The 13,615-nt window shown below is 70.3% G+C and carries 13 protein-coding genes; 4 read left to right on the top strand and 9 right to left on the bottom strand.

Features of this window, described 5'->3' with window-relative positions; all coding sequences use genetic code 11:
- The 3 genes from Q0C41_RS24665 to Q0C41_RS24655 all read left to right on the top strand — a co-directional run.
- Positions 1-1,075: Gfo/Idh/MocA family oxidoreductase (locus Q0C41_RS24665; RefSeq protein WP_291988414.1), on the top strand; the 1,075-nt coding region annotated here is incomplete at its 5' end.
- Between the two features lie 23 nt (positions 1,076-1,098).
- Complete coding sequence (locus Q0C41_RS24660; protein WP_291988411.1) at positions 1,099-2,484, top strand: Gfo/Idh/MocA family oxidoreductase; 1,386 nt, start codon at positions 1,099-1,101, stop codon at positions 2,482-2,484.
- Positions 2,485-2,532: 48 nt separating this feature from the next.
- Positions 2,533-3,570, top strand: a complete 1,038-nt coding sequence (locus Q0C41_RS24655; protein ID WP_291988409.1) for a Gfo/Idh/MocA family oxidoreductase — start codon at positions 2,533-2,535, stop codon at positions 3,568-3,570.
- A gap of 99 nt (positions 3,571-3,669) precedes the next feature.
- On the opposite strand, the gene Q0C41_RS24650 is transcribed toward Q0C41_RS24655, so the two are convergent.
- Positions 3,670-4,665 carry a serine/threonine-protein kinase gene (locus Q0C41_RS24650; RefSeq protein WP_291988408.1) on the bottom strand — a complete coding sequence of 332 codons (996 nt, stop codon included), beginning with the start codon at positions 4,663-4,665 and terminating at the stop codon, positions 3,670-3,672.
- Between the two features lie 21 nt (positions 4,666-4,686).
- On the opposite strand from Q0C41_RS24650, the gene Q0C41_RS24645 reads away from it, so the two are divergent.
- A complete protein-coding gene (locus Q0C41_RS24645; protein ID WP_291988406.1) occupies positions 4,687-5,433 on the top strand; it encodes a 16S rRNA (uracil(1498)-N(3))-methyltransferase in 747 nt (248 codons plus the stop codon).
- Here the strand turns inward: Q0C41_RS24645 and Q0C41_RS24640 are convergent.
- The 8 genes from Q0C41_RS24640 to Q0C41_RS24605 form a co-directional block, all read right to left on the bottom strand.
- On the bottom strand, positions 5,394-6,266 hold the full coding sequence (locus tag Q0C41_RS24640; RefSeq protein WP_291988404.1) for a 50S ribosomal protein L11 methyltransferase: 873 nt from the start codon (positions 6,264-6,266) through the stop codon (positions 5,394-5,396). The two genes, Q0C41_RS24645 and Q0C41_RS24640, sit on opposite strands and share 40 nt — an antisense overlap.
- A 3-nt stretch (positions 6,267-6,269) precedes the next feature.
- Positions 6,270-7,412, bottom strand: a complete 1,143-nt coding sequence (dnaJ, locus tag Q0C41_RS24635; protein WP_291988402.1) for a molecular chaperone DnaJ — start codon at positions 7,410-7,412, stop codon at positions 6,270-6,272.
- A complete protein-coding gene (gene grpE / locus Q0C41_RS24630) occupies positions 7,405-7,932 on the bottom strand; it encodes a nucleotide exchange factor GrpE (protein WP_291988400.1) in 528 nt (175 codons plus the stop codon). The genes dnaJ and grpE overlap by 8 nt, the downstream gene beginning before the upstream one ends.
- The gene (gene hrcA / locus Q0C41_RS24625) at positions 7,929-9,023 is read right to left on the bottom strand and encodes a heat-inducible transcriptional repressor HrcA (RefSeq protein WP_291988397.1); all 1,095 of its coding nucleotides are present in this window, start codon (positions 9,021-9,023) and stop codon (positions 7,929-7,931) included. Before hrcA ends, grpE begins: the two co-directional genes overlap by 4 nt.
- 189 nt (positions 9,024-9,212) lie before the next feature.
- A complete protein-coding gene (locus Q0C41_RS24620; protein WP_291988394.1) occupies positions 9,213-10,532 on the bottom strand; it encodes a 5'-deoxyadenosine deaminase in 1,320 nt (439 codons plus the stop codon).
- Between the two features lie 24 nt (positions 10,533-10,556).
- Positions 10,557-11,744 carry an aminotransferase class V-fold PLP-dependent enzyme gene (locus Q0C41_RS24615; RefSeq protein WP_291988392.1) on the bottom strand — a complete coding sequence of 396 codons (1,188 nt, stop codon included), beginning with the start codon at positions 11,742-11,744 and terminating at the stop codon, positions 10,557-10,559.
- 73 nt (positions 11,745-11,817) lie between these two features.
- Positions 11,818-12,672, bottom strand: a complete 855-nt coding sequence (locus Q0C41_RS24610; protein ID WP_291988390.1) for an XdhC family protein — start codon at positions 12,670-12,672, stop codon at positions 11,818-11,820.
- A partial coding sequence (locus Q0C41_RS24605; RefSeq protein WP_291988388.1) for a peptidylprolyl isomerase occupies positions 12,672-13,615 on the bottom strand: 944 nt, incomplete at its 5' end. The genes Q0C41_RS24610 and Q0C41_RS24605, both read right to left, overlap by 1 nt.

Raw genomic sequence — 13,615 nt, 5'->3', positions numbered from 1 at the left:
TCGGGCGGGACGCCCCGTCCGCCACGAGCGCAGCCGGGCGAAGGCCCAGGCCGCCGCGAACCGTCCCCCCGTGGCGTTTGCCGCCATCGGCCTCAACCATTCGCATGTGTACAGCCAGGTCGAGACCGTGATCGCGCACGGCGGCACGCTGGCCGCCGTGTATGCGAAGGAGCCCGAACTGGTGGCGGCGTTCACGAAGCGCTATCCCGGCGTCAAGGTGGCACGCAGCGAACAGGAGATCCTCGACGACGCGGCGATCAGGCTGGTGGTGAGTGCCGCCATCCCCAACGAGCGCGGTCCCCTCGGCATCCGCGTGATGCAGGCGGGGAAGGACTTCATGGCCGACAAGCCGGGGGTCACGACGCTGGCGCAGCTGGCCGACGTGCGGCGCGTGCAGGCGCAGACCGGACGCATCTACTCGATCCTCTACGGCGGTCGTCTCGAGAGTCCGGCCACGCAGCGTGCCGTCGAACTCGTGCATGCCGGGGCCATCGGCGAGGTCGTCCACACGATGGGCACCGGCCCGCACAAGATCGGCGCCAACCGTCCCGACTGGTTCTGGAAGCGCGAGCAGTTCGGCGGAGTGATCGGCGACCTCGGCACCCATCAGGTCGACTACTTCCTCGCCTTCACGAAGGGGACGAAAGGGGCCGTGGTGTCGTCGCGGGCCGGCAACCTCCATCATCCTGACCGGCCCGACTTCGAGGACTTCGGCGATGCCATGCTGCAGGGCGAACGCGCCACCGGGTACTTTCGCGTCGACTGGTTCACCCCGGGAGGCGTGGCGACCTTCGGCGACTCGCGACTGACGGTGATGGGCACCGACGGCTATCTGGAGATTCGACCCAACGTCGACCTCGCGGGGCGCCCGGGCGGCAGTCATCTCTTCCTGGTCGACCAGAAGGAGACGCGGTATATCGACGCGAAGGACACGCCGTTGCCCTATGGGGCGCGCCTGCTCGACGACATCGTCAACCGCACCGAGACGGCGATGACGCAGGCGCACACGTTCCTCGTGGCGCAGCTGGTGCTCGAGGCGCAGTCGTCGGCCCGGCCGCCCGTCCTGACGAAGTAGTGCCGCCACTTCCTCGAGGTCCCATGTCCACGATTCGATCCGTCTCGCGTCGCTCCTTCCTCTCCGCCTCGGGGAAGGGGGCCGCGGTGGCGTCCCTGCTCGGCGCCGCGCCGGCCATCGTACCGGCGACCGTGTTCGGCAGGACGTCGCCGAGCAACCGTATCAACGTCGCCGCGATTGGCACCGGCCGCATCTCGCGCGACCACGACATGCCCGAGACGCTGGTCTTCGACACCGCCCGGATCATGGCGGTGTGCGACCTCGATCGTCGTCGGCTGGAAGACGGCAAGCGCTTCGTCAACGACTTCTACGGCACGCAGTCCGGCAAGCCGTACGACGGCGTCACGATGTACGACGACTACCGCGAACTGCTCCTGAACAAGGACATCGACGCGGTGCTGATCAGCACGCCCGACCACTGGCACGCGCCCATTGCAATCGCCGCCGTCGAAGCGGGCAAGGACGTCTACCTGCAGAAGCCGGCGTCGCTGACCATCGCCGAAGGTCGCGCGTTGTCGTACGCGGTGCAGCGCACGGGGCGCGTCCTCCAGCTGGGCAGCCAGAACCGGTCCTTGCCGCAGCACCGGTATGCCTGCGAGCTCGTGCGCAACGGCCGCATCGGACAACTGAAGTCGGTGGAGGTCGGGCTCGCCGCCGATCCGGCGGGCGAGGTCGAACCGGAGATGCCCGTCCCGGCGCACTTCAACTACGACATGTGGCTCGGTTCGACCTCCGAGGTGTTCTACACGGAGAAGCGCGTCCATCCGCAGGTCGGCTACGACCGTCCGGGCTGGCTGCGCTGTGAACAGTTCGGCGCTGGCATGATCACCGGCTGGGGCGCCCATCACATCGACACCGCGCACTGGGGCATGGGCGCCGAGCACACCGGTCCGGTCGAGATCTGGGGCACGGCGGAGTTTCCGGCGAGTGGACTCTGGGACGTGCACGGGGCCTTCCGGACCGAGGCGCGCTACGCCGACGGCGTGCACATGATCGTCAGCGACTCCATCCAGAACGGCGTCAGGTTCATCGGCACCGAGGGCTGGATCTTCGTCAACCGTGTCGGCGGGGTCACCGGCAGCGACCCGCTCGCCTTCCGCGGCAACCCGCGGGCGCTCGACGCCAGCGACCCGAAGATCATCACCTCCGTGATCGGCCCCGACGAGATTCACCTCATCGACAGCCGCGACCATCACGGCAACTGGCTGGAGGCCATTCGCACGCGCGCCTTGCCGCTCGCGCCCGTGGAAGTGGGGCACCGGTCCTGCACGGCGTGCCTGCTGCATCACATGGCGATGCGGGCGGGCCGCCGGTTGCACTGGGATCCCGTCCGCGAGCGCTTCCGCGACGACGACGAGGCCAACGGCTGGGTGTCGCGTCCGCAGCGGCCCCCGTACATCACCGCGTAACCGGACCACCACCACGACATGCCATTCATGCACACACGACGATCAGTGATGGGCGCGCTCCTCCTGGGAGCGATCGCCACGGCCACCACGCCAGCCCTTGCCGACGAGCGGAGTCTGGTCCCCGCGACGACGCAGGCGGCCCCCGGAAAGGTGCTGCGCGTCGGCCTCATCGGGCTCGACACCTCACACGTCACGGCGTTCACCGCCATGCTGAACGACCCGGCCCATCCGGACCACGTGCCGGGCGCGCGTGTGGTCGCGGCCTTCAAGGGCGGCAGCCCGGACGTCGAGGCCAGCGCGACGCGCGTCGACAAGTTCACCGCCGAACTCCGCGACAAGTGGCAGATCGAGATCGTCGACTCCATCGAGGCGCTGTTGCCGAAGGTGGATGTGGTGATGCTCGAGAGCGTCGACGCACGCGTGCACCTGGCCCAGGCGCGCCCGGTGATCGCGGCGAAGAAGCCGCTCTTCATCGACAAGCCGATGGCCGCCAGCACGAAGGACGGCGCCGAGATCATCCGGCTCGCGAAGGCGGCGGGTGTGCCGGTGTTCAGCGCCTCCTCGCGTCGGTACGTCGAGGACGTCCTCATGCTGCAGACCGACCCGAAGGTCGGCGCCATCCTGGGCGCAGCCACCTACGGCCCCGCCACCATCGAGCCGCACCACCCGGATCTGTTCTGGTATGGCGTCCACGCGGTGGAGACCCTGTACCAGTTGATGGGCCCGGGCTGCGTCTCGGTGAGCCGCACGCACACGGCCGGCACCGACGTGGTCGTCGGGACATGGGCCGATGGGCGCGTCGGCGTCGTGCGTGGTGTTCGCAGTGGCAAGTACGGCACTTACGGTCACACGGTGTTCGGCGAGAAGGACGTGGTCAGCGCCACGTCCGAGATGGCACTCCCCAATGGGGCGAAGCGCCGGGCCGGCTACTACGGTCTCGTCAAGCGCGCGGTGGAGTTCTTCCAGACGGGCGTGGCGCCGGTGAGCCCGGAAGAGACGCTCGAGACGCTCGCGTTCATGGAAGCGGCGGACCTGAGCAAGGCGCGCAACGGCGCCGCGGTGAAGCTGTCGGAACTGCTGAAGTAGGTGGGGCGGGCGTCAGCGGAAGGCGTCCTGACGATGACGGCCGGCTCGGAGAGCCGGCCCTACCCAGCCCGGTTCCCGGTTTCCGGTTTCCGGTTGCGCCTACTGGGTCTCGCCACAGAACGGGCACTTGCTCGCGAGGTTGTGCAGCGGGCGGCGGCAGTGCCAGCAGTTGCGGGCCGCTTCGCGGTCCTGGTACTTCACCGCACGGGGCAGGGCCGGCGCCGACGACCGTGACGGCCGGTTGGCGTCGTCCAGCCCCATGTCGGCGATGGCGCGCGGGCCGGGGGTGCCCAGGATCACCGACTTGGCCGCCAGCAGGTCGTCCAGCAGGTCGGCGGCCCGCGTGTAGCGGTCGGTGATCTGCGGCGCCAGTGCCTTCATGACGATGTCGTTCAGCCGTCGCGGAATCGCCGGGTTACGCGATCGCGGCGGCGTGACCAGCTCACCGGTCAGCAGCTTGTGCAGGCCGGAGGGGGGCGGGGGCTCGTACGGCAGCTCGCCGGTCAGCATCTGGTACATCGTGATCCCCACCGAGTAGAGATCCGAGGCGAACACCGCCTTGCCCTGGAACTGCTCGGGGGCCATGAACGCCGGGCTGCCGATCACCGTCGTGCCGTGCGCCGCGATCTCCAGGAAGCGCGACGTCCCGAAGTCGGCCACCTTGAGCATGCCGTGTTCGGAGACGAGCACGTTGGCCGGACGCAGGTCGCGGTGGATGACGCCCTGCTTGTGGGCGTGGTCCACCGCATTGCCAATCTGCACCGTGTAGTCGAGCGCCCGCGGCAGGTCCAGCGCCCCGTCGCGCTCGAGGACGCTCTCCAGCGTCTCGCCCGCCACGTACTCCATCACGATGAAGAAGACGTCGTCCTGCTTGTCGGCCGTCGTGATGGCGACGATGTTGGGGTGGTTGACGCTGGCGAGGAGGCGCGGTTCGCGCAGCAGCTCGGAGAAGTCGAGGCCCTGGCGGTGCGGCACCTTGATGGCGACCTGCTTGTCCAGCCACGTGTCGCGCGCCAGATAGACGGTGCCGAACCCGCCGCTTCCGAGTGGAGACAGGATGCGATACTTGCCGAGGGTCTGGCCCTTGAAGAGCATGCCGGGGCCTGAGTATATGCCGTGCCGCCACGATTCTTCGCACCAGAACTGACCAGCGACGCGCGTCAGGTCACGCTCCCGCCGGGCGAGAGCCTGCACCTGGCCCGTGTGCTTCGCCTGCACGAGGGCGATCAGGTCGAACTCTTCGATGGCCGCGGCACGCTGCGCGCCGGCACCGTCCGGCGTGCGTCACCGCAGGGCGCCGTGGTCGACCCTGGCGACGTCCTGCCGGCCGCGCCGGAGCCGCCGGCCGCGATTGTCGTCGCGCAGGCGCTGCTCAAGGGCGATGCCATGGACGCCGTGGTGCGTGATGCCACCGTGCTCGGGGCCAGCGAGATCTGGCCGATGACGACCAGCCGGACCAATGTGCCGGCGAAGGCCGCCCAGTCGGCGCACGAGCGGTGGGAGCGGGTCGCCGTGGCCGCCGCCAAGCAGTGCGGTCGCGCGGTGCTCCCCCGCATTGCGAAGGTCAGGCCGGTGGGGGAGGTCGTCACGCTGACGGGCGAGACGTCCCATGGTCTGTGGCTGACCGAGCCGACGGCCTCGATGGGGGCGAGCACGGCACTCGCCGCGCCCGCGCGGGCCGTGTGTCTGGCGATCGGGCCGGAAGGCGGCTGGACGCCGGAGGAGGTGGCGGCGGCGAACGCCGCGGGCTGGCACCCGTGGACGCTCGCGCCCGTGACCCTGCGCGCCGAGCAGATGACGCTGGCGGCGCTGTCCGTGATCCGCTACGTCTGGGATGCGTCGGCTCGCCGGCGCATCACGTAAGCGACCCAGAACTCTTCTTCGTGCGCCGCCTCGACGTCGCAGGCGTCGAACGCCTCGCGCACCCAGCGCGCCTCGTCCTCGGTGAAGCCGCTCAGCACCGCGCAGCCGCCTGGCGCGATCAGGCGCTGCACGCGCGCCCCTTGCTGCCGGAGCAGCGTGCCGGTGAGGTTGGCACAGACGACATCGGCGGGCACCAGCGCGGCATCGTCGAGTCCGCTCAGTGCCATGCGTACCGGGCCGGACGCGAGCAGGTCGTTGCGCCGCAGCGTGTCCTCGGCCGACTCGATCGCGTCGGGGTCGTTGTCGATGCCCAGCGCCTCGCGGGCGCCCAGACGGACCGCCGCGACGGCAAGGACACCCGATCCGGTGCCGATGTCCAGCACACGCACGCCGCGCAGATCGAGGGACTGCAAGGCACGCAGGCAGAGGCGCGTCGACTGGTGATGGCCGGTGCCGAAGCCGGTGGAGGGTTCCACCTCGATCACCACCAGGCCGTCGCGTCGGTCGACCGGTGGCAGATCCCATGGCGGGGCCACCACCACCGCGCCGACGCGCACCGCCGGCAGGTTGGCCTGGGACCGTGCCGCCCAGCCCTCGTCGGGCACGTCCTCGGTGGTCAGCGTCGCCAGGGTGAGCCAGCCGCGCCCGGCCAGCAGGTCGAGCGCCGCATCGCGATCGGCGGCGAGGTTGAAGTAGAGCGACACCACGTCATCGGCGTCGTCGAGCGCCGAGGCGCCGCAATCGTCGACGTCGAGCAGCAGTCGCTCGCGGCGTTCGTCGTCCAGCGCGGTGGGGAACACGAGCCGGAGCACCGGCCAGGTACGAGGGCTCATCGGTTAGCCGAACATGTCCTTGACGCGCTCGAAGAACGGCTTGTCGTCGCCACCGCGATCCTGCGACCGGGCGTCGCCGGTATCGGCTGGCAACACGGTGCGCAGCGCCTCGAGCGCCTCGCGCAGCTCGCGCGACGGCTTCTTCGGCACCTGCACGCCGACGATCACGTGAAGGTCGCCATGGCCGCGACCCGAGACGTTGGGCAAGCCCTTGCCGCGGACCCGCAGGCTGGTGCCGGGCTGTGTGCCTTCGGGAATCTCGAGTGCATGCGGCCCGTCCAGCGTCGGGACGTTGACCGTGCCGCCGAGTGCGAGCGTCGTGAACTGCACGGGCACTTCGCAGTGCAGATCGTCGTTCTCGCGATGGAAGAACGGATGGTCGGCGACGTGGAACACCACGTAGAGGTCGCCCTGAGGGCCGCCACCGACGCCATGTTCGCCTTCGCCGCTGAGCCGCATCCGCTGGCCGGTGGCCACGCCGGCCGGGATGCGAATGGTCAGCTTGCGCTCACGCGTGACCCGGCCCGCGCCGCGACAGGTGCCGCACGGGGAGGCGATGACCCGCCCCGTGCCACGGCAGTTGCCGCACGGACGTGCGACCGTGAAGAAGCCCTGCTGATAGCGCAGCTGTCCCGAGCCGCCGCACTGGCCGCACTGCTCGGGCGTCGTGCCCGCGGCCGCGCCGCTGCCCTTGCAGGTCTCGCAGGTCTCTTCCCGCGGGATCTGCAGCTGCATCTCGTGGCCCCGGGCCGCCTGTTCGAAGGTGATCTCCAGGTCGTACCGCAGGTCGGAGCCGCGTCGCGGCCCCCCACGCCGGCGCCCGCCGCCGCCGAACAGGTCGCCGAACGCGTCGCCGAGGCCACCGAACAGATCGCCGAAGTCGGCGAAGGTATCCGGGTCGAACTGCGGACCGGCCGACCCGCCGACTCCGGCGTGACCGAAGCGGTCGTACGCCGCCCGCTTCTCCTTGTCGCCGAGCACCGCGAACGCCTCGGCGGCCTCCTTGAACTTGTCCTCGGCGGCATGGTCTCCGGGATTGCGGTCCGGGTGATGCTGCAGCGCGAGCTTGCGGTAGGCGCTCTTGAGCTCCTTGTCGGAAGCCGTCTTGTCGACGCCGAGCACCTCGTAGTAGTCGCGCTTAGCCACGCGTGGCCACCTTGACCATCGACGGGCGCAGCAGCCGATCCCCGAGCAGGTAGCCTCGGCGCAGATCCTCGATCACCTCGCCCTCGCGGTGCGCGGCGCTGACCTCCTGGCCGACCGCCTGATGGACGTTCGGATCGAAGTCGGTGCCGCGCGCCTCGATCGGCGCGACCTGACGGCGCTTGAGCAACTCGAGGAACTGCTTCTGGATCAGTTCGAGGCCGAGCCGGTGACTCGCCAGCGCCGGTTCGGCGGATGCCGTGGCCGCGCCAAGCGCCCGCTCGACATCGTCGAGCACGGGCAGGAACTCGGTGAGCAGTTCAGCCGCGAAGTGATCGCCCAGATCGCGGCGCTCGCGCTCGACGCGCTTGCGGTAGTTGTCGAACTCGGCCTGCAACCGGAGCAGGCGGTCGAGGGCTTCGTCGCGTTCGCGACGAAGCGCATCCAGATCGGACGCCTCGCCCGCAGGGGCGTCGGCGTGGGCGGCCTCCGCCGCCTGGTCCACGTGTGGGGTGTCGTTCATGGGAGATCTCCGCCTGGCTCGTCGCCGATCAGCACGCGCGTGACGGCGCGTGACGCGCTGTCGACGGCGGCGATGGACCGGGAGTACCGCATGCGGGTGGGGCCGATCACGCCGATCAGGCCCTGGCGTCCGCTGTCGGAGTACGTCGAGGCCACCAGGCTCAGGTTCTGCAGTCCGGGTTCGGTGTGCTCGGTGCCAATCACCACCGTGAGCCCGGGACCGTCCAGGTATTCGCTGAGGATCTGCACCAGCCGGTGCTTCTCCTCCATCATGGCCAGCAGCGCGCGCAGCGTCGCCAGCGGGACCTTCACGTCTTCCGTGGCCGCCGCCTCGAGCAGCGACGGCGTGCCGTGCACGAAGAACTGCGTGCCCGCCGCGACCTCGCCGAGCGTTTCGGAGGCGAGGTGCAGCGCTCGCGCCAGCAGGCGGTCGTAGAGCGCCCGCTCTTCCTGCAACCGGGCGACGATCTGTTCACGGACCTCGGCAATCGGCAGGCCGGCGAACTCGGCGTTGAGGTAGTTGGCGGCCTGTGACAGCTCGGAGGGCTGCACGGCGTCGAGCACCTCGACCACCTTGTGGGTCACCTGTCCGGAGCCGGAGACGACCACGACCAGCACGCGGCGGGCGTCGAGGGCCACCAGGTCCAGGTGCTTCAGGGTGGCTTCCTGGCCGCCTGGCGCGATGGCGAAGCCCATGTGATGGGAGGCGCGTGACAGTTCCTGGGAGACGTTCTCCAGCAGTTCGCCCATGCCTCCCGCCCGGCGCAGGCGTCCCTCGAGCTCACTGACCGCTCGGGACGGGCGCCGACTGTGCAGCAGGAGGTCGACGTAGAAGCGGTAGCCCTGGTCGGTCGGGATACGGCCGGCCGAGGTGTGGGGCTGTCGCACGAGGCCGAGCTCTTCGAGGCGCGCCAGCACGTTGCGGACGGTGGCCGAGGACACGTCCAGGCCGCTCTCGCGAGCAAGCCACAGGGACGAGACGGGCTCGCCGCGCTCGATGTAGGCGCGGACCAGCGTCGCCAGCAAACGCTGGTATCGCTCCGGCACATCCGCCGGCAGCGCGCTCGATCGAGGAGAGTTCGAGTTCGCCATTAGCAGTCGTCAGGAGAGAGTGCCAACACACCCGATTATACGGGCATTCGGCCCGGGCTGGCCCCTGTCTGTGGATGCGGCGTCGGTGATGGTCAGACTTTGCCGTACAAACCATAGCCTGGGCGACCGCCGCCGCGAGAGGACGGCACCCCGCGAGCTCGGCGCCTCGGGAACCCGGCGCCGGTCCGATCAGAGCCCGGCCCGCGTCCGCAGGCGGCGCGCTTCGACGTGGGCAGACGCCGCCAGCGCCTGGGGGTCCACCCCGCGGTGCTCACCGTTCCGCACCAGGACGTCGCCGTCCACCATCGTCAGCCGCACGTCGGTGCCCCGGCAGGCGTACACCAGCGACGAATAGAGGTCGGTCGACGGAGCCACCAGTGGCCCGGACACGTCGACGGCGATGAGGTCAGCGCGGTAGCCCGGCGTCACCTGTCCGATCACGTCGCCAAGTCCCAGCGTGCGCGCACCGGCTCGTGTCGCCATCCACACCACGTCGCGGGCCGGCAGGGCGCCAGGCCCGAGACGGACGGCCTGCAGCGTCGCCGCCAGGCGCATCTCGTCGAACATGTCGAGCCGGTTGTTGCAGGCGGCCCCGTCGGCGCCGAGCGAGACCGTGATGCCGCGGCGCTGCATCTCGACGATGGGCGCGAGGCCCGACCCCAGCTTCAGGTTGCTGCCGGGACAATGCAGCACCTTGACGTCGCGTTCGGCCATCAGGGCCTGCTCCTCCTCGTCGACCCACACGCAATGGGCGGCACACAGGCGTGGCGTGGCGAGGCCGGTATCGGCGAGATACGCGAGGTTGCCCATGCCGGCCAGCCGCCGGACCACCGCGATCTCGTCGCGCTGCTCCGAGGCGTGCGTGTGCACCAGCAGCGCGCGCGACGCAGAGACGTCGGCCGCCGCCTCGAGCAGTGCCCGCGAGCAGGACACCGCGAAACGCGGCGCCAGAGCGACCCGGATGCGCCCGTCGGCGCTGCCATCGAAGGCGCGATGCAGGGCGAGGGCTTCGTCGATGGCCGGCGCGACGGCCTGTTTCAGGCGGGCCGGCGCCGCATCGTCACTGTCCATCAGGCATTTGCCGACCGTGGCTCGCAGTCCGCTGGCGGCCAGGGTCTCCAGCACGACCTCGGTGCCGTGCACCGTCTCCATCGTCAGGACGGCGGTCGTGCCGGTGCGGAGCAGTTCGTGTACCGCCAGGCGCGTACTCACGCGCAGGGAGGCCGCATCGTGTGCGGCCTCCATGGGCCACACGCGCTGCCGCAGCCAGGCGAGCAGCGCGAGGTCGTCAGCCGCGCCGCGGAACAGCGTCTGGCACAGATGCACGTGCGTCTGCACGAACCCGGGCAGCAGCACGCAGCCGCTCACGTCGATGGCGGGAAGGTCCGCGGGGACGGCGCCCCCGACCTGCGCGATCACTCCGTCACGCACCACGACCGGGCCCGTGACCACGTCACGCGCATCGTTCATGGTCAGCACGGTGGCGCCGCGAAGGACACAGGTGGACATGGCGGGCTTCAGGCTACACCGGTGCTAGCGTACCCGTGCGAGCACGGCCGACGCGAGGCGCTCCATGTCCTCCATGTCGTTGTAGACCTGCGCCGAGATGCGCGCCCGCAGACGATCCCGGTACGCATGGATGGGGATCTCGATGCCGTCCTCGAAGAGGAGGGCGTCGCGCAGGCGCAGGGCGTCATCGCGGGTCGAGCCGAGGCGCGCGGGCAGGTCGACCGTCGCCATCGGTCCGATGAGCGACGCTGGCGTCTCGAAGGCCGTGCCCCACCGCGCCGACACGTGCCGAGCCGCCTGCCATGCCAGGTCGTGGGTGTAACGCTGCACCGCCGCCACGCCCCAGGCGTGCCACAACGCAATGGCCGCCGGGGCCGTCAGGTGCGGCGACGGGTCGCGGGTACCGGGGATGTCGAACATCGTCGTGAACCCTTCGTCGAGGCCCCACGAGATGACGGCCGGGTAGAGCGACGCCTGTCGGTCGGGGGCGGCCCACAGGATGCCGCTGCTGCGAGGCACCCACATCCACTTGTGGAGGTTGGCGACGTACCAGTCGGCGCCGATGGATTCGAGGTCGACGCCGATGGCACCTGGCGCGTGCGCACCGTCCACGAGCACCGCGACACCCTGCGCGCGCAGGCGAGCGACGATGTCGGCGATGGGCAGCACCAGGGCGCTCTCCGCGGTGATGTGATCGACGATGGCCAGGCGGGTGCGGGGGCCGACGGCATCGACGATCGCATCGGCGATGGCCTGTCCCTCGAACGGCCATGGCATCGTCACCGTGCGCACGCTGGCGCCCGTCTCGCGGGCGCAGAAGCGCGCGACGTTGGTCACGCCGCCATACCCGAGGTCGGTGACCAGCACCTCATCGCCGGCGGCGAAGGGGAACGACCGGAGGACGGCGTTCGCACCGGTGGTCGCGTTGTCCACGAACACCAGGTCGTCGCCACGTGCGCCGAGGAAGGCCGCGACGGCATTGGCGGCAACCCGCAGGCGCGGCGTCTCATCACGCGGCTGGCCGACCGATGTGGATGGCGCGTGCAACTCGCGCAGGAGGAAGCGACTCGGCTGCCGTTCGATCGCGTCACGCAGCGCCTGCTGCGCGGTCAGCACGACTCGCGGCGTGACGCCCACGGTGCCGTGATTGAGGTAGGTGACGGCGGGGTCGAGCGGGAACTCCGCGAGCAGGGGGCGTCCGAACGTCGGCATACGTGGAGAGGATACGCAGGAACGCGGAACGCAGGGCGTCGCCGCACCCGACCCCACGCGGATCGCAGGGGCGTCAGCGCAGGGTGGGGGGCAGCCACTGCATCGGCTGCGCGGTGCGGGCCGCGTCGGTCTCGTCCGCGCCGCTGCGCGCCTGCAGGCGGCCGCGCCGGTGGGCGATCAGTTCGGCGACGATGCTCACGGCGATTTCTTCGGGAGAGACCGCGCCCAGGTCGAGGCCAATCGGCGCATGGACGCGCGCCATCTTCGTGGGGTCGTCGCCCTCGGCCCCGAGCCGGGCGTACAGGCGGGCGATCTTGGCCTTGCTGCCGATCAGGCCGACATACGCCGTGTCGCGGGCCAGCGCGGCGCGCAGGGCATCGAGGTCCTCGCGATGGCCGCGTGTGACGATGACGAGGTAGTCGCGGGGCCCGATGTCGGCCGTCCGGAGCCACTCCGGAATGTCGGCCACGTCGACGCGTTCCGCGGTGGGGAAGCGGGCCGCATCGGCGAACGAGGCGCGGTCGTCGACCACCACGACGCGAAACCCGACGGTGGCGGCCAGTTGGGCGGTGTGGTAGCCGACATGCCCGGCGCCGACGATGCAGACGCGAGGTGTGGGCGTGATCAGATCGATGAACACGTCCATCTGGCCTCCGCAGATCAGGCCCTGCTCTTCGGCGAAGTCGTCGTTCAGGTCGTAGTGGGCGAGGAGGGAGCGCCCGGTCTGGAGGGCCAGCCGGGCCTTGCCGAACGCATCCTGTTCGTAGCAGCCGCCGCCGATCGTGCCCAGCGTGCGACCGTCCTCGAAGACGAGCATGCGGGCGCCCACGCGCTGTGGCGTGGAGCCCTGCGCGCGGACGATGGTGACCAGGGCCACCGCTTCGCCGCGCGCCAGCGCTTCGTCAATCGACCCGAACAGGCTGGGCATCACATCAGGATCTCGACCTTGCCCTTGGTCTTGAGCGACTGCACGTATTCCTGGGCCAGCTGCTGCTGCTTCTGCTGACGCAGGGCCTGCGCGATGCGATCGCTGACCTCGGCCAGCGGCACCGTGCGCGCGTCGCGGCGCTCCGACGACTTGATGATGTGGTAGCCGAACTCCGACTCCACGATCGGGCTCACTTCCCCGGCCTTCAGGGCGAAGGCGGCGTCCTCGAACGGCTTGACCATCTGGCCCCGCGGGAAGAACCCGAGGTCGCCACCGGCCTGTGCGCTGCCGTCGTTGGAATGCTGCTTGGCGAGGGCCGCGAAGTCGGCGCCGCCCTTGATCTGGGTGAGCAGGTCCTGGGCCTTCGTCTTCGCGGCGGCCTTGGCCTCCGGCGTATCCGCCTTCAGCAGGATGTGGCTCGCGCGCACGGCTTCGGGCTGCATGAAGAACTGGGGGTTCTTCTTGTAGAAGTCGGCGATGTCGGCCTCGGTGACGGCGGCCTTGGGCTCGACCTCGGCGGTCAGCAGCTTGTCCACGGCCAGGCGCTGCCGCGCCTCGTTGCGCAGGTCGGCCTCGGTCATCTTGCGCGAGGCGAGCGCCTTGGTGAAGGCCTCGGCGTTGGGGGCCTGCTTCTTCATCTGCTCGATGCCGGCCGCCACTTCGGCGTCGGTCGCCTTGATGTTGCGCGCGGCCGCCTCCTGCTCGAGCAGGCGCATCTCCACCAGCTGATCGAGGATGCCCCGGTAGATCTCGCTGCGACGCTCGGCCGGAATCTGGTTGCCGACGTTGGCCTCGAGATTGCGGATGGCCTTCTCGAGTTCGGCCGACGGGATGGCCACGCCGTTGACGCGCGCGACGACGGCCGGCAGGACGTCAGGCACGGGCTTGGCGGGCGGCGCGGGCGGCGCCGCGGGGGCCTGCGGGTCCGTCGGGGTGCCCGCAG

Source organism: Luteitalea sp., assembly GCF_022842525.1.
Taxonomy (GTDB): Bacteria; Acidobacteriota; Vicinamibacteria; order Vicinamibacterales; family Vicinamibacteraceae; genus Luteitalea.
This window is presented reverse-complemented; position numbering and strand designations above follow the sequence as displayed.